The organism is Halodurantibacterium flavum (assembly GCF_042681825.1).
In the GTDB taxonomy this organism is placed as follows: Bacteria; Pseudomonadota; Alphaproteobacteria; order Rhodobacterales; family Rhodobacteraceae; genus Halodurantibacterium; species Halodurantibacterium flavum.
In genome coordinates this window covers 158,098-178,049 of record NZ_JBHUGH010000005.1, presented here as the reverse complement: position 1 = coordinate 178,049, position 19,952 = coordinate 158,098, and the positions used below count along the sequence as shown (strand labels likewise).

Here is a 19,952-nt window from a genome sequence, read left to right as displayed (position 1 = left end):
TGGGGTCTCAGCGTTGCGGGAACAGGAAGGCGAAGGTGAGGCGCCGCCGCCAGGCATGGGTGAGCGACTCCTCGATGACGCCGAGCCGCTCGTAGGCGTGGAGGAAGGTATCGGGCCCGGTCAGGATCCCGACATGCTTCGCGATGGCGCGCGGCTTCATCCGGAAGAGGACCAGCGCGCCGGGTCCGGCTGCCGCCGGTTCCACCTCGGTCATCATGCGCCGCGCGCCCTCGGCCAGAACTTCGCGCGGGCCGGTCTCGCCCCAGTCGCGGCTGTAGGGCGGGATCGGGAACGGCTCAGGGCCCACCACCTCGCGCCAGATGCCCCGCGCGAGCCCGAGGCAGTCGCAGCCGACGCCCCGAAGGCTGGCTTGGTCGTGATACGGCGTGCCGAGCCAGGACCGTGCGATGGTGATGACGCGCTCGGGATTGGCGGAGGTCACAGCACGGACCCCTCGTGCCCGCCGTCCTTCGTGGCATAGCGCAGCACCGTGTCCTGGCCGGGGATGTGCGGGAAACCGCGAAAGTTGAGGATATTCGCGAACTTCGCGCCACAGGTCTCCATGCGCTTGTCGCAGCCCGCGCGCATGGTGAAGGCGTCGCCCTCGGCGATCGGACGCACCGGCGCCTCGAGCAGGGTCAGCACGGCGATGCCGTCCGTCACGTCATGGCCCAAAACCTCGGTGCGCCGCCCCGCGTTCGCGCCACTCGTCCAGTACAGCGTGCCGAAGGTGAACCAGCCAGAGGCGAACCCGCCGAGCCCGGAGGCGGTGAAGGACCGGTCGCGCAGCAGATCGATGACGGCGCCCGCGCCCTTGAAGGCGGGGGCCTCCAGATCAACGCCGCACCGCGCATCCCCAAGCGCGGCATCGCAGGTCGCCTGGAAGGTTCGCCCGACCGTCTGGCCGAGGACATGGGCGAGCGAGCGAACCTCGGCGACGAAGGCCAACCGCCCGCGCCGGATCTGGCCGATAGCGCCTCGGCGCATCAGAACGCGCTGGCTCGCGTCGGCCCAGTTCACACGCCAGACCTCCACCTCCGCGTTGTCCCAGCGCCCGTCGATGATGTCGGTCTCGGTAATCCGGTCCGAGGTCAGCACGCCCTCGGCGTCCTGAGCGTCGACGGAGAGGTCCGATCCCGCGCGAACCTCGGATGCGGTCAGCCCGCTCTCGGGCTCGAACTCGGTGCCGTCGAAGGCGACCGTCCGATCGTGGTCGGTGAAGCCGAAGGCCACGCCATCGGCGCGGGCGATCCGCCAGCACCAGGCCAGCGTCGTGGTGCCCTCGTCGAGATGGTCCTGCAGACCAGACGGGAGAGACTTCATGTTCTGGCTCTCATGTTTGTGCAACGAGGGAGCGGATGCGGCCATTCAGCCAGACCCCCAGCGCCTGATGGCCTGCGGCATCGGGATGAGTGGCATCCGATTTGGTGAAGTCGATGCCCTGGCTGTCGATGAAGAAGAACCCCGTGCGACCGGTCAGGGCGGTGATGATCGAGGCTTTCACCTCGGCATAGCCCGCATCGGGCGCCAGTGGCGCGGCGCGATCCCAAGGGCCCAGCACGAAGACCAGCGCGGCAGGGCAGCGGTTACGGATGATGTCGAAGCAGGTTGCCGCCGCAGGGGCGATGCCACCGGACCCGATGTCGTTGATCCCCATCGCCACGATGACCAGCTGAGGCGGCGCGCCCTTCTCGTCCACATAGCGCTGGATGTCGGTGCCGATGCGCTGGGGCAGGGCGAAGACGGTGCCGCCGGCCGTCGCCACATAGCCCGAGCCGCCGACGCCCGAAGCCCAGAGCGGCAGGCCGAGATGATCCCCCGCCACCACCGCCAGCCCGTCTCCATCGCGCCCCGCCGGCACGCCTGTCGCGCCGGTGAAACTGTCGCCGAACATCAACGCCCCGAAAGGGGCCTCCTCCAGCCTGGTGACAGTGTCGGCCGGAGCGATATGGATGCCGTCGAGTGCCGCCGCCTGACTGCCCTCGATCTGCACCACCCGCACCGCCTTCGTCCCGAAGTCCAGCACGATATACTGCCGCCCGCCCGTTGTCATGGAGGTGGGGGTGACGGACACATAGCGGCCGTCCACGATCATGCGGTAGTTGAAGACCGAGGAGCCTACGACGCGGAAGGCCAGCGCCGCCGCATCGACGACGAACCCCGCGCGCCAACTGACCGCATCCTCGCCGTCATTGGCGTTGCCGCCGGTGGCCGCCCGTGTCGCGACCGGGAAGCGGCGATAGTCAGTGAAATAGGGTTTGCCGCCGCCGCCGTCGAAGCGCGCGACATTGGCCAGCGTGCCTGCGGCATACCGATAGGATTTGGTGAGCATGTCGTAGGGGGCGGCCGGTGCCGCTGGCCCACCGGCACCGGTAACGACCGTCGGTGGCGCCGGCATTGCGCCCTGCGAATGCGGATTGGCCGCGCCGCTGGTGGTGGAGAGGAAGGACCGCAGCAGGATCCGCGTCGTCTCCCAGGGTTCGGACGGTGTGGCGGGCACCTCCTGATACATCCCGTCCGCGATGTTGAACGTGCCTTCTCCCTCGGGGATGGTGACCTGGATGTAACGATCCGCATCCGCAAGCGAGACCATCACCAGATACTGGCCCGGCACCACGTCGACATTCACGGCGCCATCGGCCCCGGTGACGGAAAAGAACCGTTCGTCGACAAAGCCTACCCCCTCGCGCGCCACGGCACGACGGGGGGCAGGGGACCAGGTCATGGTCTTGTTGGCGAAGGGCTGGCCGGATCGCGTGCGCAGTACGCCAGTGACAGTGCGGGTGTCGGACATGGATGCTCTCGTTACAACGGAAGCGGCGCGTCGCGTTCGCGCAGCTCGATGAGCTGGATCGATGGAATTGAGCCCAGGCGCTCGACATCGAGCGTTACCTGCAGCAGGTCGCTGTCGAAGCGGACCGGAACGTCGAATTCGAAGCCCGCCCGCACCTCGATGCCGGGCTCGGGTGCCGCGGCGAAGATCAACGTTCCGGAGCCGGCATCAAGCGTCCAGCCGTCAAAGCGCTCAATCTCGCCAAGCGCCACGCGCACGGAGCCGGCGACCGGCTTGCGGATCGCGCGCCACCAGCCGCCCGTCGTCTCGCTGCCGTAGAGCTTGCGCAGTCGGAAGTGCCGCTGGATGCCATTTCCAGTTCCGAGCAGCTGGTCCTGCGCCTTCGGCACCCGCGACGGTGGACCTGACCGGTAGTCAGCCCAATCCTTGAAGCGAAACCCGTACAGCCGACCGTTGCGCGCCTCGAAGAAGGCCACGACCGCCGCCAGATCATCGGCGCGACGGATGCCATAGGACACGTCATAGCGGCGACGCGAGTCGGCCCAGCTGGCATTGCGCTCCTCGGCGCCGGACGCGAGTTCGACAATCTGCGTGCGCCGTTCCGGCCCGCCGCGCGCGCCGCGGCTGATATTATCAGGAAAACGAACCTCGTGAAACGCCATCACATGCCCCTCCGCCCGAGCGACACGGCGCGGGCGATGTCGGCAGCGACCTGCGTGCGGGACTGCCGGAAGCTCTCCACGTCGCGGGTGGCGATGGTGACGTTCACAATGGGCGCATCGCCCTGACGCTGCCCGTACTCCGCCGCCTCCCGCCGCGACAGCACCCGCTCGCCCCGCTGCAGGATCGCCGGCACCTCGTCGTGCCGAAGCCCGGCAACACCGCTGGAATGCATCCGGGGCGCGGCCGCGAAGGCCAAAGCTGGGACCATCCGGGAGGGGCCAGCCGATCCGACCATGCCGCCTGCATGCAGCACGTTGGCGAAGATCCCGCCTGCGCCGCCAAGCGCGCCCGAGAGCGCATTGGCGATCGGCCCCAGGATAAAGCGCCGCGCGCCGAGCCGTGCCAGATCGGCAATCATGGACGTGACGAGGTCGCGGAAGTTCAGCTTGCCGGTCTTCACGAACTCGGCCACCGCGTTCTCGGCGCTGGTGAAGGCCCCGACCAGCGCCTGGCCGATGTCGCTGCCGATCTCGCGCGCCTTGCTTGCGTAGTCGCTGAGCGCTGCCGTGACTGCCTGCCATCCGGTCAGGGCTTGCTCGGAACCAGACGCGGTGTCCACCCCTGCTTGCTGTCCGGCCGAGCCTGCGCGGCCCGCAGCCGTCTCTGCCTGATCGAGCGCATCGGTTACGCGCTGCGCGCCTGCCGCGGCCGCATCCAGCGCGTTATGGGTGTCCTCGCTGGATCCGCGCATGGCATCGACCAGTGCCGCCACCGCATCGCGCACGCCGTCGAAGGCTGTGGCACGTGTGTCGGTCGCGCGCTTGCGGAAGCGCTCGGCGCTCGCGCCCATGTTGCTGGCGGCATGATCCAGCATCGACGCGTAGGACTGCGCGCCAAACCAATCGATCTGGAAATCCGCCCCGATCCGGTCGGCGACCGCGTTGAAGGTCGGGCCGATCTGGCCCAAAAACTCGGCCCATTTGCCGGACAGGAACGCCATGAGCCGCGTCCAGATGCCCTCGACATCGGCACGCAGCGCGCGGAAATCGTCGATGAAGGAGGACATCGTGGTCTTGATGCCGTCCCAGACCGCACGCGCGACATTGCCCATCAGTTCAAGCGCATTACTGAGCCCCCCGGCGCCGGTGACAAGGCGGGAGAACTGGTAGACCAGCTCTCCCGCGCCGACGATCAGTGCGCCGATGCCGGTGCGGATCAAAGCGCCGCGCAGAAGCACGAGCGCGGTGGCGAGCCCGCGCACGGACACCGCCGCAGCGACCAGTCCCGCGACCCAGCGCCCGGCCATCAGGGCGGCGAAGGTGGCGGCATAGGTGGTCAGGCGGCCGATATTGTCGAAGAGCGTGCGGATGGCGATGCCAAGCGGGCCAGTGGTGCGCGCGACCGCCGCCATGGCATTTGCGATCGCTTCCAGCGCGGGGGCGCCGGCGACCGCCAGCTGGTTCGAGAGCCCCCGCCAGATCAGGCCGAGGCGCGAGATGGCATCGTTCGTGCGCTCGATCTGGCGCGCATCCTGATCGCTGACCACCACCCCGAAATCCCGCACATCCTCGGTTGCCTGCCGCAGCGTCGCGGTGTCGATGCGCGTGAAGACCAGCGCCGCCCGGTCGCCGAAGAGCTGCGAGGCCACGGCCGCGCGCTCGGCCTCCGGCACGTATTGCCCCAGTGCCTGCTGGATCGCGGCGATGCGCGCGTCGAGCGGCAGCCGCTGCAGATCCTCGGCCGACAGCCGCAGGCGACGCAGCGCTTCCATCGCAGCACCCGTGCCGGAAGCCGCCTGGCTGAGCCGCCGCGTCAACTGGACTGTGGCCTGCTCGACCTGACCCATCGACACGCCCGCCAGATCGCCCGCGCGCTCAAGCACCTGAATGCTGGCGACGGTTGTGTCGAGAGACGCCGCGAGCTTGGCCTGCGCATCGACGGTCTGCAGACCGGAGCGGATCATCGCCACGCCAGCGGCGGCAGCGGCTGCCATGGCGGCGGCTGCCGCGACCCGGACGCGCCGCGAGAAGGCCGCGAGCCGGGCGTTTGCCGCCTCCATCTCCCGGCTCAGCCGTCCGAAGCCGCGCGACCCGGCTTCGCCCACGCCTTCCAGTTCGGCGCGGACTTGGCGGCCGCCCACGGCCGCGAGGCGGACGCTAACCCGTTTTTCCGCCATGGGAATGATCCATCTGTTCGTTGAGCTTGGCGACCATTATCGCTTCGATGACGGGCAGCAGTTCGGCCATGGCGAGCGGCGGCACGCCGAGCGCATGACCGGACGCCAGCGCCGCCGACATGTCCCAGCCGATCACAGCGCCGGGCAGAACGCGCAGCTGGCCGCCGAGACGACCGACGAGGTCCCAGACCTGCCAACCCTCATGGGTGAGCGGCCGGTTCAGCCGCGCCGGGCAGTCCGGGCAGGCTTGCTCGCGGCCCTCGTAGGGTGCGCAGGCATGGCAGTATCGCTCGCCCCCGCCGAAGGACCATTCGGCGAGAGCGCGGAGGCGTTTTTTTCCTGTTCCAGCAGCAGGCCCTTCGAGACGTAGGTCAGCTGGAAGGCCTCGAAGATCGGCCAGACGTCGAGCAGCGCGTCGATGGCCTCCGGGCTCGGATCGATGGCGTTGCCGTCGGCGTCGCCGATGCCCTCCCAAGCGAGCACCGCCCGCCGCGCGAGCGCCTTGGCGAAGGCGACCGCGCGTTCCTCGTCCGAGGCCGCCTCGGGCACCGCCTCGACGGCCGGATCGCTGCGCGTGGCCACCATCAGCGCGGTAGTGAGCGGGCGCAGCTGCACCCGGACGCCGGGCGCGAGGTCATGCCAGCGCGGCGCGTTCGTCAGATCAAGCGTCAGCATCAATACGTCTCCACATCGTTCACAAGGGTGGCGGTGCACATCCGGCCGACCACGCTGTCGCGGGCGGCCTGCCAGTCGAAGGTCGCCTGCACCCCCTGCGGCCCGGAGATCTCGATGCGCGGGCGCGGCAGGTAGACGGCGTGCACCGTGAAGGTGAAGGTCTCGCCCGAGGGCAGGACGTAGGCGAATTCCATCTCGCAGGCCTCGCCATTGATCGCCTGTGTCACCAGCGTCTGGTCGGCGAAGCGCACCTCGATCCGACCGGTCAGCGCGGCGATGGACGGGTCCGCCCCGTCGATGCGGCCGTCGTTCCGGATCGTCTCGATCCGGTCGAGGTTGTTGGCATAGGTGATGTCGGCCGAGACCACGTTGCCGAGCGCGGTCCCGTTGCGCGTGATCGATCCGTTGAAGTGACCGAAGCGCTTGAGCTCCAGCGCGGCGGGTGTTCCGGCGCTGGAACTCGTGCCAACCGTCTCGCCTTGCGCCACCAGCCGCGCGGTTGCCGTCAGCAGACCCGACCGCTGCATCTGCCAGGTGATCTGGTCGAGCACGCAGCCCGAGTACATCGCGTAGCGCGGGACCTCCGGCATGCCGGTCTCGATCGACATGCTGGGCAGCGTCCAGGACCCCGACTGGAACTCGTGGGTGTACGGGGCCTCCGCACCGGTGGTCGTCGGTGTTCCGAAGGCCGCCTTCAGCCAGAAGCCGAAGGCCTCGGCGTCGAGCGGCACGACGACATCGCCATCGGCCGTCACCGCATCCTTGATCGGCGCCAGCGGATCGCGGCCGTAGCCGAGAAGCTCGGAGTTCAAGAGCGGCTGCTCCGCGCCGAGCGAGGTGCTGGCGAAAGGCATGCGGGTGAAGCCGCTGACGGGCGGCGTGCCATAGGTCGTCTCGAACGCAAGCGCCATCAGCGCCCGCGCCCCCTGGGCTCGTGCCATGGTGTTCTCCTCGGGTTGTCGGGATCAGCCGAGCGGATCGGCCGTGGAATAGTGCAGCACGACCGGGATCACGGCGGCCTTCAGGCTGGCCGCGCCCTCGACAGGCAGATCGACCGGGCGCGGGGCTTCGGCCTCGACCCAGTCGCAGAGCCCGCCCAGTGTGCGGTCGGCGGCGAGTGCTGCGCCGATGCTGGCGGTCAGCGTGTCGAATAGGACATCACGGGCGGCGCCTTGCACGACCGCCTCGATCTCGGCGCGGTGCTGGTAGTGGTAGCGCAGCGGCGAGAGCGTGACTTCCGGTTCCCCCGGCTCGCCGTCCCGCAGGATCAGTAGACCCTCGGCCGGCACGCGCTCGGGCAGCCCCTCGCCGCGCAGGGCGGTAGCGGGCAGCGCCGAGAGCCGCGCGTGCAGCGCGACTAGGATGGTTTCGCGTGGGGTGGGCATCATTTGTTCCCCAGAGCTCGATTGTAAACATCGTGACTGATGTTTGACATATCTGTTTGCATATCCTAAATACTGCTTATCCCGCTCAGGACATGATCCATGATCACAGGCCCTCAGATGCGCGCCGCCCGCGCCTTGCTCGGTATCGACCAGAAGACCCTGGCCGAGCTGGCGGGGCTATCCGTGCCGACGATCCAGCGTATGGAGGCCAGTAGCGGCAATGTGCGCGGTGTCGTGGACAGCCTGACCAAGGTTGTGGCGGCGCTCGAACTCGCCGGCGTCGAACTCATCGCAGAAGGCTCCGCCAGCACGGCAGGCGGACGCGGCGTGCGCCTGAAGGTACCCCCACCCAGACATTGATCTCTCAACCCGCGACGGCGACCGCCGACGACATGCCGACGATCCCGCCGCAGCCCTCAAAGGTGCGGCCACAGATGAAAGACCAGACCACCAGACGGAGCGACGCTCCGAGCTTCGCCGAGCTCTTCACCCCGAAACTCGTGACCGTCCTGCGCGAAGGCTATGGCTTGTCGCAGTTCCGCGCAGACGCCATCGCCGGACTGACCGTCGCAATCGTTGCGCTGCCGCTGTCGATGGCGATCGCCATCGCATCCGGCGCTACTCCGGCTCAGGGCCTCTACACCGCCATCGTGGGCGGGTTCCTCGTCTCCATGCTTGGCGGCTCGCGCTTCCAGGTCGGCGGCCCGGCCGGCGCCTTCATCGTGCTGGTGGCCAGCACCGTCGCGCTGCACGGGATGGACGGGCTGATCCTCGCGACGTTCCTGTCCGGACTGATGCTGGCCGCTGTCGGGTTCCTGCGGCTCGGCACCTTCATCAAGTTCATTCCCTTCCCGGTGACCGTAGGGTTCACGGCGGGCATTGCGGTGATCATCTTCGCCAGCCAGCTCAGGGAGCTGTTCGGGCTGGCGCTGGAGCATGAGCCCGGCGAGCTTCTGGAGAAGCTTCCCGCCTTGTGGGCGGTCCGGGATAGCGTCACGCCGGCTGCGATCCTCCTGTCCGTTGCGACAGTTGCAATCATCCTTGGCTTGCGCCGCTGGCGTCCACACTGGCCGGGCATGCTGATAGCGGTCGGTCTGGCTGCGATGGGCGCCGCCCTCCTGGGGCTGCCCGTAGAGACCATCGGCGCGAAGTTCGGCGGCATCCCGTCGTCGCTGCCGGCCCCGAGCCTGCCGGAGCTGTCGATGGACAAGTTCATGGCGGTACTCCCGGCTGCGATCTCCTTCACGCTGCTGGGGTCCATCGAGTCGCTGCTGTCGGCGGTCGTCGCCGACGGCATGACCGGCCGGAGGCACCGCTCAAACTGCGAACTGGTGGCACAGGGCGCCGCCAACATCGGCTCGGCGCTCTTCAGCGGCTTCTGCGTGACGGGAACCATCGCGCGCACCGCGACCAACGTGCGGGCGGGCGCACACGGGCCGGTCGCGGGGATGCTGCACGCGGTGTTCATCCTTCTCTTCATGCTCGTGGCGGCGCCACTCGCCGCCTACATCCCGCTTGCGGCACTGGCGGGCGTGCTTGCCGTGGTGGCCTGGAACATGATCGAAAAGCCCGCCATCGCGATCCTGCTGCGCTCGGGCTGGGGCGAGGCGACAGTGCTTGGCGCCACCTTCTTCCTGACCATCTTCCGTGACCTGACCGAGGCCATCGTCGTCGGCTTTGCGCTCGGGTCGGTCCTGTTTATCCACCGAATGAGCCGGACGACCGAAGTCGCCACCAATACCGCCTTCGTCGGCCGCGACGAAGCGGACACCGCGCGTCCGCGCGAGGCCTATGACGAGGAACAGGCGGCGGACCCCGACGTCGTCATCTACCGCATCAGCGGGGCGCTGTTCTTCGGGGCTACGGCCTCGATAGGCTCGGTTCTCGACCGCATCCAGGACACCCACAAGGCGCTGATCGTCGACTTCTCGAACGTGCCGTTTCTCGATTCAACAGGCGCCAACATGATCGAGGGTCTGGCGCACAAGGCACATCGACGCGGCGTCACGCTCTGGCTGACGGGTGCAAGCCGGGACATCCGGCGCGCCTTCATCACGCATGGTCTCAGGAGACCGCTTGTGCGCTACGCAGCGACCATCGAGGATGCGGTGGTCAAGATGCGCAACGGGGTCGGCGCGGACAGAGAGGCCGCCTGATCGGCAGAACACCCTGCATCTGTCCCGAAGTGTCGCCGGACATCACACCTTGGTCTCCACCCAGTTCGCCACGATCAGCCCCGGCACGCTGTCCAATGCCCGGTCCGCATCCCGCGCGAGGTCCAGCCGCTTCGGCAACTTGACCTGCGGCACGAGCAGGAAGATCGGGGCGGTGACCTTGCCGCGCCCGGTCTTGGAGCGCGACTCCACCGCCTGGCCCTTCGTGTTCAGCCTGCCCTCCGCCACCAGCAGGCTCGGGCCCGTGCGACGATAGACGAAGCGCAGACGCAGCCCGCGTCGCCGTTCCCATTCGCCGGGGGTGATCCGGCCGCCGCGCAGGGACTTGCCTGCGGCGGGCAGCGGGATCGCCAGCCAGAAACCGTTCTTCGAGCGGATCAGCGGCCCCGTGTCATGCGCGCCGACGATGACCGGAGCCTTCGACCAGACCAGTGCTGCCGCTTCCAAGCTGTCGCCTGACCTCGGGAAGTTCTGGCTGCGGATCGAGTTGGCCAGCCGTGTGCCGAGCCCCGCGCCGGTGATCTGCAGCCGCCAAGCGGTCTTCAGCCCGGTTCCGGCCTCGCGCATGGCGGCGGTCACGGCACGTTCGCCCGCCGCAACCTCGGCCGCCATCATGGCTACGATGTCGGGATCGATGTCGAGCTTCAGTTTCATGGCCATTACGCGGGCCTCAGATCGACGGTCCAGACCAGCCGCTCGCGGTCGCGGACAGGCTCGCCCTGAATGAGGAAGGCGTCGCCGTCGATCTCGATGCGGTCGCCGGGACGCGGGTTCGCCACCTCGGCGACGCGCAGGTCGATCCGCGTGGTTTCTGACCAGAGCCGGGCGTCGCCGAAGTCGGTGACGGCGTCCGCGCGCCGGGCGACGGCACGCACCAGGACGGGCGCGCCGCCATCGGCGATGTAGACCGCATCCCGGCCGATGTTCGGATCGGCGAAGAGCGCGCTGAGCGCGGCGGCGAAGGCGCTCATCAGAACGTCGCGTTCAGCCGCACCCGGCCGTTGGTGTCGCCCGCGCCGCTCGCCACCGCCTCGACGGCCACGCCGATGAGCGTGTTGTCGGTCGCGACCGTGGTGCAACGCTTGTTGGTGTCGTCCCAATAGACCTTGGCGCCCACGGTCCAGGCCTGCGAGCCGACCTTGGTGATGTCGAAGACGCCGACGAGCGCAGCCTCGACGGACTCGCCGAGGGCGGCTTCCCCGGCGGCGATGCCGAACATGGAGCCGACGAGCAGCCCATCGCCGGAAGCGACGGCGTAGGGCGCGGTCAGGGTGATGGTGTTGCCGGGCTGGACGTAGTTTTTCATAGGGGTGATCCTCGTGGAAAGACGAAGGGCGGCCCGATTGGACCGCCCGTGTGTCAGGGTTCAGGATGGGTGCGTTATGCGCCCGGGTTCTTGTAGAGGCCGCGCCAGTCGATGGCCTTGGCGCCGAAGTCGAGGCGGCACTTGATCTCGACGCCGTCCACGTCGAAGCCGTTGCGGGTCTCGATGTAGGCGCCCTGTTGACCCTCGAGATAGGCATACTCGATGGTGTCGATCTGGTTAGGCGAGGCCGCCAGATACCAGGCGGTGGCGCTGGCGGCGTCGAGGCGCGGCTCGCTGATCGGCGACAGCGTGCGGATCGACTGCGGCACCACCTTGGCGCTGTCGGCGGGCACGAGGTTCTGGGCCACCAGCTGTTCGGCCTTCAGTTCCAGCGCCGCCGGCACGATCAGGAAGGCGGGGCGGATGTTCAGCACGGTCTTCTTGTCCAGCCCGGTCTGCTTAGCCATCGCCGCGCGGGCCGCACCCACGCTGCTCACGTCGAGCGCCGCGCCGGTCCCGGCGAGGTTCTTGTGGGTGGTGTGGAACAGCGCGTTGCCGTCGGCCATCGCCGGGTTGGCGGTGATGATGCCCCAGACCACGTCCGATTCCAGCTGGGCGATGGAGTTGCCGTACATCGCCGGGATCCGGGTGAAGGCGTCGAGATCGTCGTTGATCAGGGTCTGGCGGGTGATCGCGACCACCCGGCCATAGGTCTTGACCTTGTAGCTCTCCTTGCTCTCGCCCAGCGTGCCGCGCTTGAACTCGCCGCTCTCGCCCACCTCCAGCAGCTGCGGCGCTTCGCCGAGCTGGACGCGATGCATAGCCTTGAAGTCGGTGGCGAGCACCTGGCGGCAGAACAGCATGAAGGTGCGGGGATAGGCCTCGTAGGCCTGCCGAAGGGTCTTGTTGGTGACGGCCGAGAGGATCTCGGGGAAGTCCGAGGTCGAATGCAGCGCGCGCGTCGCCACCTCGTCGCGCGACAGACCCCGTGTGTTGACCCCCGCACTGCCGAGGCTCTCGCGGGCGAGCTCCAGCAGTGTCATGCCGCGGTACTGGCGCGCGGCGTCCTCGAGCGGGAACAGCGTCGGGCTGTAGCGGTGCAGCAGCGCGTTCGCCACGGCGTCGCGGCGGGTGATGCGCTCGTCCCGACCGCCGAGGGGGACGGAGACGTGGGGGAAGGTCCGGGTCTCGTCGGATTTCGCGGCGACTTGGTCGAGGATCAGGCGGCGGGATTCATCGACGCTGACGCCGCGCTTGACCAGATCCTCGGCGAAGCTGCGCTCGAGGTTCAGGCGGCCCGCCAGATCGTAGATGGTGGAGACGCGATCACGCTCGGCCTCGCGGGCGCGGGTCGCGATGGTCTCGGTGTCGGGCGCGGGCGTTGCCTGCGGCTTCGGCTGGTTGCGCGTTTCAACTGCGGCAGCCTTCGACTCGGGCGCAGCCGCTTTCGGCTCGGTCATGGTGGTGTCCTCGGTATCATTCGGCTCGGTCGGCTGGGGGGTGACGGCGTCGCTCGCCGGGGTCTTGTCGGTCATCGGGGATGCTCCTTCTTGCGTGGGGGCGTCCCGGCGATGGAGGACGCAGTCGTGGTGTTCGCCCTTGGCGCGGAACCCGGCGGCGGGATCGGCGCCGACCGGCACGGCCGAGACCTCGAACGGGGTCCAGTCGACCGCCCGCCAGAGCTCGCGCCCGCCATCGGGCTTTGAGATGTCGAAGCGGTGGACCTGGTAGCCGATGGAGACCGCCCGGATGTGCCCGGCCTGGATGTCGCGCCAGATCGGCTCGACATCGGCGCGCTCGCTGATGCGCACCAGCGCGATGCCGCGTCCGTTCTCGATGCGCGCGGAGCCCGGCACGACCGAACCGATGACGGCGTCGAGCGTGTCGAGCTCGTGCACCTTCAGGAAGGGCGCGCCCGCGTTCAGCCGGTCGAGCCGCACATGGGCGGGATCGAGGCTCAGCTCCTCGTCATAGCGCTCGCCGAAGAAGCTGGCCCGGCGGACGCGGGCCCCGGCCGACCAGACCACCTCGACGGTGCGGCTGTCGGCATCGGCCGTGTTCGGCGCAAGCTCCGCCGACCGGCGCATGGCCGGCAGTTCGATCATCGTGTTCATGGGTCAGTCCTGCTGGTCGGCGGCGGGGTCGGCCGGGTCTTTCGTCTGCGCGCTGCCGGTCTTGGTGACGCGGCGCGGATCGCTGTCGAGCACGAGGCCGAGGCCGTCGAGCTTGGCGTTGGTCGCGGCGATTTCCGCGAGGACCGCGTCCGGGTTGTGGCCCTGCCGGGCGATGGCCTGCGCCAGCGTCATGGTGCCGGTCCGGATCGCCATCAGGTCGGCCATCGCGTCCTTGTAGGGATCGACCGCGTCGAACTTGGGCGGCGACCATTCCACCGGCACGTCCGGCGTCGGGATCTGGCCTGCCGCCCATGCGGCCTCGGTGAACCAGCGCCAGACCGGTCCGCAGAGCATCGGGATGAAGAGCTGCCACTGGACTGCGTCGATCTGGCGGCGGAACTCGACGAGCCCGGCCCGGATCGAGGAGTAGTTGACCTGGGACAGGTCCCCGGTCAGCAGCTCGTAGGGCACCCGGAAGCCCGCCGAGATCGTGTGCAGGCTGGCGCGCTTGTATTCGCCATAGCCGCCCGTCGCCGATGGCTGGTTGAAGCGGATGTCCTTGCCGCCCCTTGCATAGGCAATGAGCCCCGGCTCGAACTGCTCGACCCGGTTGCCATCGGCATCGACCACCGAGGGCGCGATCCCCTGCTGCGCCTCGTCATCGCCGAAGACGATGGCGGTGACGCAGGCCTCGGTCTTCTTGCGGACCAGTTCCGCCACCTCGTAATCGTCGAGGTCACGCAACGACCGGATCACCGGCGCACCCCAGGGAACGCCACGTGCCTGCGTGCGCTGCTTCTCATAGACATGGGCAATCTCGCTCGCCGGGACCGCGTGCGATCCGAGCCCGCCCTGCAGCGCGCCCCAGGCATCGCCCGGATGCTCCGCGTGCAGCCAATAGGCCCGGCGCTTGCCGACCGGGTCGAACTCGATCCCCTGGACGAGGCGGCCCGCGCCGAGGGCGCCGGACTTGGTGGCGTCGAGGAAGTCGGCCTCCAGCACCTGCAATTGCAGCGGCACCGGCAGGCCGTCCGAGGATCGCCGCAGACGGCGGCGCACCAGCACCTCGCCCGCCTCGACCATCTCGCGGCAGATCAGCGTCTGCAGGCCGTAGAAATCGAGCTGACCGTCGGCATCGCACTCCGCCGTCCAGCGTTCAAACAGCGCATCGACCTTGCGGTCCAGCGTGTCGTCGCCACTGGCGGCGCGGGGCATGATGCCCGCGCCGATGATGTTGTTGACCAGCACCGCGACGGCCTTGGCCGCGTGCGGATTGTTGCGCACAAGATCCCGCATCCGGTCGCGCAGCAGCGCCCCGGCCACGCCGATCTCGGTGTCGGCCGAGGATCCCGGCGCACGCCAGCCCTCGGTCCGCCGCCCGCGCGCGGCCCCGTCATAGCCCCGCGTCAGGGTCTCGAAGGCCTGCCGCGCCATCACGCGCCGCGCGGCCATGCGCGGCGCAACCGTGGCGATGGCATGGTCGAACCAGGTCGCCGACATCACCGGTCCCCGCGCGAGAAGCCCGCAAGCCCGGCCACTGGCAGCGGTCGGCTGACGCCTGCAATCGCGCGCTCGATGGTGCGGATGCGGGCAAGCAGATCCTCGGCCGAGCCGTAGTCCACCGACTTGCCGTCATAGCTGACGCGCGTCGTGCCGCTGGCATAGGCCCGGCGCAGCGCCGAAAGCTCGGTTTCCGTCCAGTCGGTCATGTTCAAAACCATCCTCCGCGCCGTCCGAGCCAGTCGGAGCGGCGCTTGCCCTGCGGGGCCTGTCCCGGCCGGTTGATCTGCCCGGCGGGATCGGTGTCGGTGGGGGCGGCCCCGAGCTGATCCTCGAGGTCGCGCCATTTCTCCTCAGACCAGCGGTCCGCGCCCGCGATCCAGGCGGCGGCGCGGGCATAGACCCGGCAATCCAGCGCCTCGTTGCGCTCGCGCAGCTTCTGCCATTCCAGCCGGGCGAAGCCGCGCTTGGTGCGAACCGTGACCAGCTGCTCGGCCACGAACTGCTTCAGCCATTCGTTCTCGACCCAGTGCGGCAGATGCACCGAGCCGGGCGGGAACGCTGCTCCGTCGGCCATATCCTCCTCGGTCGGGCGCGCCAGCCGCAGGAAGCGGTAGGTCTCGGCCTTGAAGGTCGACACCGCCACGGTCCAGAGCCGCGCCCCGCGCCGCAGGCGTTTTCCGCCCTCGGTCGCGTCGACGAAGGTCGGCCCCGAAACCGGGCTCGAGCGGTTGAACCCCTCGACGCCCTTGACCGGCGACACCTGCGCGAACCCCTGCGCCCGCGACCAGGAATAGACCGCCGGGGCCTCGTAGCCCGTGTCGATGGCGAGCCGCGCGATCCTGAGATGCGCGCCGCGTTCATGCGGCCAGCTTCGATCCAGCAGCGCGGTCAGCTCCGACCAGGCGTCGTGCCGGTCGGGGCCGCCCTCGATGACGACGTGATCGACGAGCCAGCTTTCGAGCCCGCGCCCCCAGGCCCAGACATCGACCTCGATCCGGTCCTTCTGCACGTCGGCCCCGGCGGTCAGGAACAGCCCGCCCGCAGGCACCGTGCCGGATGTCCAGCGCTCGCGCCGGTCGTAGAGCCGCTGCCAGTCTGGCGCTTCCCCGGTCTCGACCCATGTCTCGCCGAGGATGGTGTTGCGGAACGCCTTGATCGCCTCGTCCGACCCTTGGGCCGCGTCCCAAGCCCGCACGATCCGCTCCCAGCTCAGCCAGCCGATCGGCGAGTAGAGCGCCGAGAGGTGATACCCGACCGTGGTCGGATCGGCGGCCGTGGCGGTCGCCCGCCATTCGCCGCCCTCCAGCATTGCCGTCTTGTGGTGCTCCGCGACTGCCGCGTCGCAGCCCTCGCAGTGATATTCCGCCGTCTCGGGACGGCCCTTTTGCCAGCGCAGCCGGTCGAACTTCAGCCACTGCAACGCGCCGCAATGCGGGCACGGCACGAAGTATCGGCGCTGGTCGCTGGCCTCGTATTCGCGCTCGATCCGGCTCAGACCACGGATGGTGGGCGTCGAGACCAGGAACACCTTGCGCCTATGGGCGAAAGTCAGGGACCGGGCTTCGGCCAGCGTGACCGGGTCGCCTTCCTCGTCGGCCGACGCCGGATAGGCATCGACCTCGTCGAGGAAGATGTAGCGTGCCGGGGTGGACCGCAGCCCGACCGCCGAGTTCGCGCCCGTCATGATCAGGATGCCACCCGCGAACTCCTTGGACAGCATGGTGTTGCCCGCGTCGCGGGATCGCGCGGGCTTCACTCGCTCGCGCAGCTCCGGGCTCTCGTCGATCAGCGGGTCGATCCGCTGGCGCGAGTTGCGCTTGGCCAGTTCCACCGTCGGCTGGACCGCGAGCATCGGCCCCGGCGCCTGGTGGATGGCGAACCCGATCCAGTTGTTCCCCGCCTCGGTCGCGCCGACCTGCGCGGCCTTCATGAACACGATCCGCTGTGTGGGATCGCCGGGGCTCAGCCGGTCCATGATCTCGCGCATGTAGGGCGTGCGCACGGTCCGATAACGCCCCGGTTCGGCCGAGGCGCGGCCCGAGAGCATCCGGTGCCGGTCCGCCCATTCCGAAACGGTCAGGTCCGGGTCGGGCCGCAGCCCGCTGCCCCAGGCGCGCAGGATCTCGCCCGCGCCGTCGAAGTCGGTCAGCGCGTCATCTTCACCGGAAGTCGGGCCGGACCTCGGCGAGTTCGTCGAGGTGGGCGCGTACATGTTTCTCCAGGACCTTCTGCATCGCGGCTGGCTCCACGGTGATCTGCTGGCCCGTCGCGTCGCTGGATGAGCCCGAGAGCTCGGCCGCCATCAGCGCCGCCGCGCGCGCAGGCCAGTTCACCCATGCGTCCCGTTCCTCCCGCGCCAGGCGGAACACCAGCGCCAGCGCGCGGGCCCGCTCGATCAACTCCCCCTTCAGCTTCTGCAGACGAATGCGCCGCTCCTGCGCCTTCAGCACCTCGTTCGCGGTCTTGGCCTGCAGGAAGGTCGTGCCGCCGCCCACCGCCGGGACCGCCAGCCCCTGTTCGCGCAACGTGTCGCCGACGGCGGCCACGGCAGCCTCGGGGACGGGCCTCAGCTTCGGCGCGGGCGGTTTCCTCGTCTTCGACGGGTCCGTCGTCTCGGCACGTCTGGCGTCGCTGGCGGCCGCGTTGATGCTGCCGTCGGGATAGAGGACCAGACGTTCGGCCGTCTTCGCCTTCTGGATCGCGCCCCGCGACAGCCCGACATGCGCGGCGTACTGGCGCTCGCTCATGCCCTGCATCGACGGCTCCGATTATCATTCAGAATCAAGTGCTTATCGAGTTGATAAGCGGCGCCACCGGAGCGAACGTCCATCTCACAAGGACGATGCAACTCACCACGGAGCCACCACGATGACCCGCCGCGCACAGGACAACACGAAAGCCCTCGACGCCTTCATCGCCGCGAAGACCGAGATCGACGCGATGCTGGAGCGGCTCGCCGCCCTCAGCGCGGACCATCTCGAGACCCATCCCGACGAGATCAACTGGGGCCATGTCGGCACCCTGAACCACTACCGCGCCAAGCTGCGCGAGATCACCGACATGGCCTTCAGCGAAGGCGAACACGCCGAGTAAGACGACCCGCTCCCGGTCCCGCCCGCCGACTGGCGGGCTCGACCTCGTAGAAGGGCCCGCATCCCGCGCGCCCCGATACGGGAGACGACGATGACCAAGCTTTCCGACACCCAAGCCATGATCCTGAGCGCCGCCGCACAGCGGCCCGAGCACATCGCCCTGCCGCTGCCCGAGAGCCTGCGGGGCGGCGCCGCCGCCAAGGTAGTCGGCGCGCTGCTCGCCAAGGGCTTCCTGCAGGAGGTCGACGCCGACATGCGCAAGGGCGAGCCCGTCTGGCGCGAGACCGGCGACGGCCACGGCGTCACGCTGGTCGCCACCGACGCAGGCCTCGCCGCCATCGGCATCGAGCCCGAGGACGCGGACCCTGCGCCTGCGGGCGCGACGGACGCGGCGACCGAGGAGCCCGCGCCGGACACCCCCACCGAACCGAAGGCCGCGCCCAAGACGCGGACGCCGCGCGAGGGCACCAAGCAGGCCACGCTGATCGCCATGCTGCGCGCGCCGGACGGCGCGACCATCGAGGAGATCATCGCCGCGACGGGCTGGCAGTCGCACACGGTGCGTGGCGCGATGGCCGGGGCACTGAAGAAGAAGCTCGGGCTCGAGGTGACTTCCGAGAAGGTCGAGGATCGGGGGCGCGTGTACAAACTCCCCGCCGCCTGACGCGCCGGACCCCAACAAGCTGATGGCCGCCTTCCCTCCGGGGCGGCGGTCGATCGTTCCCCGTACACGACGAATCCGACGCGAGGAGCGCGTATTGACCGCCAGAAAGTCGACCGTATGCTGAATGAGCCAAGCCGGGAGGTGAATTTGACCCAAGTTAAGGGCAGCAAAGACTGTGGCAATTCGCCCAAGAACAAGTTTGTTCAGGATGTGGCTGTCGCTATGGAATGCGGCGAAGCAGTGCCGGATGCGTTCAGCGAGGACGTGACTTGGGTGCTACCTTCTGCAGACCCAGTGTCGGGAAGGAGTGCCGTTCTTGAGCATGTTGGATCTCGTACAAGGCCAAGCTCTGTTACCGTTCAACACGCCATTTCACATGGAAAGGTCGGTGCTGCGAGCGGAGAGGTAACCTTGGCGAACGGGCACACTCAGCGCTTCTGCCATGTATTCGAGTTTACAAACACTAAAGCAAACTGCGTCGCAGTCGTCAGAAGCTATAGCTGATCGTGCAGATGTCCTCTCGGTCTCGACAAGACGACGATCGCTACCGCATCCGGATCGCCTCGAACACCCGCCGCAAGGCGAAGGATCGTGCGATGCTCACCACGGTGAACACCGCGCCCATCTTCAGGTTCTGCGCCAGCGTCGTGTGCAGCCCGAAGACCGGGAAGATCAGGATCTGCGTGACCACGGCGACGCCGTAGCCCACGATGACGTTGGCGACGGACTCGACCAGCGACATGAGGCGGGATTGCTTCATATCGCTGCCTCATCCATCGGCCAGCAGTTCAGCCGCCAGAGTTCGCAGCGCATGCGCCGCAACCAGAGGGACCACGCCGTTGCCACAGAGCCGAAGCCGGTCCACCCGGTGGGCCAACCCATCAGCGCCTCGACGAACAGCGGGTTCAAGGTCCGGCGCGGCTCGGAGGTATCTCTCCCAGCCATCGGCGTCACCAGGACCTGGCGGCCAAGCAGGCCGTTCACCGGCGTGTTCGCCAATGTCGTCGCCCCATCCTTGTGATCGCGCGCCGTCGGGGTCATCCACATCCCAGCCGCATGGGTCAGATCGGCCTTCCGGCGGTTGCCCGCGCTCGGCTTGCAACCGTCGTTCGCCATCGGCGTCGGCCAGTCCCGCGCCATGCGGTCCAGACCCTTCTCGTCGCGCCGTTCGCCACCCCGGCTGCGGAAACTGTCGATCTGCGGCGTCGGCCACATCGCGGCCGTCGTCGCCAGGTTCATCCCGTGCTGGCCTGCTTCCTGCGATGGCGTCGGCTTCGTCTGCCGGTTCTCGTTGGCGCTGGCCCTCGGCGTCGGCCAGAGGCGCAGCAGTTCCGTCCGGTTCCCGCCACTCGACCGGGTGCCAGAGCAGGCGCGCGGGGTCGGCCAGTTCGTCTCTCTCGCGGATG

General features: G+C 68.7%; 24 protein-coding genes. 5 read left to right on the top strand and 19 right to left on the bottom strand.

Going from position 1 to position 19,952, the window contains the following annotated elements; genetic code table 11:
• Window positions 1–7 precede the first annotated feature (7 nt).
• The 9 genes from ACFSGJ_RS07485 to ACFSGJ_RS07445 all read right to left on the bottom strand — a co-directional run bounded on the left by ACFSGJ_RS07485 (window position 8) and on the right by ACFSGJ_RS07445 (window position 7,693).
• Window positions 8–442 (bottom strand): NlpC/P60 family protein, encoded by a 435-nt coding sequence (locus ACFSGJ_RS07485; protein WP_390260369.1) that lies wholly within the window; start codon window positions 440–442, stop codon window positions 8–10.
• On the bottom strand, window positions 439–1,323 hold the full coding sequence (locus ACFSGJ_RS07480; protein WP_390260368.1) for a DUF2163 domain-containing protein: 885 nt from the start codon (window positions 1,321–1,323) through the stop codon (window positions 439–441). Before ACFSGJ_RS07480 ends, ACFSGJ_RS07485 begins: the two co-directional genes overlap by 4 nt.
• A gap of 10 nt (window positions 1,324–1,333) precedes the next feature.
• The gene (locus tag ACFSGJ_RS07475) at window positions 1,334–2,794 is read right to left on the bottom strand and encodes an SGNH/GDSL hydrolase family protein (protein WP_390260367.1); all 1,461 of its coding nucleotides are present in this window, start codon (window positions 2,792–2,794) and stop codon (window positions 1,334–1,336) included.
• An 11-nt stretch (window positions 2,795–2,805) separates the two neighbouring features.
• On the bottom strand, window positions 2,806–3,456 hold the full coding sequence (locus ACFSGJ_RS07470; protein WP_390260366.1) for a phage distal tail protein, Rcc01695 family: 651 nt from the start codon (window positions 3,454–3,456) through the stop codon (window positions 2,806–2,808).
• Window positions 3,456–5,633, bottom strand: a complete 2,178-nt coding sequence (locus ACFSGJ_RS07465; RefSeq protein ID WP_390260365.1) for a phage tail tape measure C-terminal domain-containing protein — start codon at window positions 5,631–5,633, stop codon at window positions 3,456–3,458. Before ACFSGJ_RS07465 ends, ACFSGJ_RS07470 begins: the two co-directional genes overlap by 1 nt.
• Window positions 5,614–5,754 carry a DUF7697 family protein gene (locus ACFSGJ_RS07460; protein WP_390260363.1) on the bottom strand — a complete coding sequence of 47 codons (141 nt, stop codon included), beginning with the start codon at window positions 5,752–5,754 and terminating at the stop codon, window positions 5,614–5,616. Before ACFSGJ_RS07460 ends, ACFSGJ_RS07465 begins: the two co-directional genes overlap by 20 nt.
• Before the next feature lie 98 nt (window positions 5,755–5,852).
• Window positions 5,853–6,308, bottom strand: a complete 456-nt coding sequence (locus ACFSGJ_RS07455; protein ID WP_390260362.1) for a hypothetical protein — start codon at window positions 6,306–6,308, stop codon at window positions 5,853–5,855.
• A complete protein-coding gene (locus tag ACFSGJ_RS07450) occupies window positions 6,308–7,249 on the bottom strand; it encodes a phage tail tube protein (RefSeq protein WP_390260361.1) in 942 nt (313 codons plus the stop codon). The genes ACFSGJ_RS07455 and ACFSGJ_RS07450 overlap by 1 nt, the downstream gene beginning before the upstream one ends.
• A gap of 24 nt (window positions 7,250–7,273) precedes the next feature.
• Complete coding sequence (locus ACFSGJ_RS07445) at window positions 7,274–7,693, bottom strand: acyl-CoA transferase (protein ID WP_390260360.1); 420 nt, start codon at window positions 7,691–7,693, stop codon at window positions 7,274–7,276.
• 99 nt (window positions 7,694–7,792) lie between these two features.
• On the opposite strand from ACFSGJ_RS07445, the gene ACFSGJ_RS07440 reads away from it, so the two are divergent.
• Together ACFSGJ_RS07440 and ACFSGJ_RS07435 are read left to right on the top strand one after the other, a co-directional pair.
• A complete protein-coding gene (locus tag ACFSGJ_RS07440; RefSeq protein WP_390260359.1) occupies window positions 7,793–8,053 on the top strand; it encodes a helix-turn-helix domain-containing protein in 261 nt (86 codons plus the stop codon).
• 74 nt (window positions 8,054–8,127) lie between these two features.
• Window positions 8,128–9,849: a SulP family inorganic anion transporter gene (locus ACFSGJ_RS07435; RefSeq protein ID WP_390260358.1), complete on the top strand. Its 1,722-nt coding sequence runs from the start codon at window positions 8,128–8,130 to the stop codon at window positions 9,847–9,849.
• 42 nt (window positions 9,850–9,891) lie between these two features.
• On the opposite strand, the gene ACFSGJ_RS07430 is transcribed toward ACFSGJ_RS07435, so the two are convergent.
• The 8 genes from ACFSGJ_RS07430 to ACFSGJ_RS07395 all read right to left on the bottom strand — a co-directional run bounded on the left by ACFSGJ_RS07430 (window position 9,892) and on the right by ACFSGJ_RS07395 (window position 17,546).
• On the bottom strand, window positions 9,892–10,521 hold the full coding sequence (locus tag ACFSGJ_RS07430) for a DUF6441 family protein (protein WP_390260755.1): 630 nt from the start codon (window positions 10,519–10,521) through the stop codon (window positions 9,892–9,894).
• 5 nt (window positions 10,522–10,526) lie between these two features.
• Window positions 10,527–10,838, bottom strand: a complete 312-nt coding sequence (locus ACFSGJ_RS07425; protein ID WP_390260357.1) for a head-tail joining protein — start codon at window positions 10,836–10,838, stop codon at window positions 10,527–10,529.
• Window positions 10,838–11,173, bottom strand: coding sequence for a DUF2190 family protein (locus tag ACFSGJ_RS07420; protein ID WP_390260356.1), 336 nt, complete (start codon window positions 11,171–11,173; stop codon window positions 10,838–10,840). The genes ACFSGJ_RS07425 and ACFSGJ_RS07420 overlap by 1 nt, the downstream gene beginning before the upstream one ends.
• A 74-nt stretch (window positions 11,174–11,247) precedes the next feature.
• Entirely contained in the window at window positions 11,248–13,287 is a 2,040-nt protein-coding gene (locus tag ACFSGJ_RS07415) for a prohead protease/major capsid protein fusion protein (protein ID WP_390260355.1), read from the bottom strand.
• 3 nt (window positions 13,288–13,290) lie between these two features.
• Window positions 13,291–14,787 carry a phage portal protein gene (locus ACFSGJ_RS07410; RefSeq protein ID WP_390260354.1) on the bottom strand — a complete coding sequence of 499 codons (1,497 nt, stop codon included), beginning with the start codon at window positions 14,785–14,787 and terminating at the stop codon, window positions 13,291–13,293.
• Window positions 14,787–14,996, bottom strand: a complete 210-nt coding sequence (locus ACFSGJ_RS07405; protein ID WP_023851464.1) for a phage head-tail joining protein — start codon at window positions 14,994–14,996, stop codon at window positions 14,787–14,789. Before ACFSGJ_RS07405 ends, ACFSGJ_RS07410 begins: the two co-directional genes overlap by 1 nt.
• 2 nt (window positions 14,997–14,998) lie before the next feature.
• Complete coding sequence (locus ACFSGJ_RS07400; RefSeq protein WP_390260351.1) at window positions 14,999–17,002, bottom strand: phage terminase large subunit family protein; 2,004 nt, start codon at window positions 17,000–17,002, stop codon at window positions 14,999–15,001.
• A complete protein-coding gene (locus tag ACFSGJ_RS07395) occupies window positions 16,950–17,546 on the bottom strand; it encodes a hypothetical protein (RefSeq protein WP_390260349.1) in 597 nt (198 codons plus the stop codon). The genes ACFSGJ_RS07400 and ACFSGJ_RS07395 overlap by 53 nt, the downstream gene beginning before the upstream one ends.
• A 112-nt stretch (window positions 17,547–17,658) precedes the next feature.
• Between ACFSGJ_RS07395 and ACFSGJ_RS07390 the strand changes: the two genes are divergently transcribed.
• The 3 genes from ACFSGJ_RS07390 to ACFSGJ_RS07380 all read left to right on the top strand — a co-directional run bounded on the left by ACFSGJ_RS07390 (window position 17,659) and on the right by ACFSGJ_RS07380 (window position 19,050).
• On the top strand, window positions 17,659–17,883 hold the full coding sequence (locus ACFSGJ_RS07390; protein WP_390260347.1) for a hypothetical protein: 225 nt from the start codon (window positions 17,659–17,661) through the stop codon (window positions 17,881–17,883).
• Window positions 17,884–17,973: 90 nt separating this feature from the next.
• Complete coding sequence (locus ACFSGJ_RS07385; protein WP_390260345.1) at window positions 17,974–18,546, top strand: DUF3489 domain-containing protein; 573 nt, start codon at window positions 17,974–17,976, stop codon at window positions 18,544–18,546.
• A 117-nt stretch (window positions 18,547–18,663) separates the two neighbouring features.
• Complete coding sequence (locus ACFSGJ_RS07380; RefSeq protein WP_390260343.1) at window positions 18,664–19,050, top strand: nuclear transport factor 2 family protein; 387 nt, start codon at window positions 18,664–18,666, stop codon at window positions 19,048–19,050.
• Between the two features lie 40 nt (window positions 19,051–19,090).
• Here the strand turns inward: ACFSGJ_RS07380 and ACFSGJ_RS07375 are convergent, their stop codons facing one another.
• Window positions 19,091–19,306: a DUF7220 family protein gene (locus tag ACFSGJ_RS07375; RefSeq protein ID WP_390260342.1), complete on the bottom strand. Its 216-nt coding sequence runs from the start codon at window positions 19,304–19,306 to the stop codon at window positions 19,091–19,093.
• Window positions 19,303–19,785 carry a hypothetical protein gene (locus tag ACFSGJ_RS07370; protein WP_390260763.1) on the bottom strand — a complete coding sequence of 161 codons (483 nt, stop codon included), beginning with the start codon at window positions 19,783–19,785 and terminating at the stop codon, window positions 19,303–19,305. Before ACFSGJ_RS07370 ends, ACFSGJ_RS07375 begins: the two co-directional genes overlap by 4 nt.
• Window positions 19,786–19,952 lie beyond the last annotated feature (167 nt).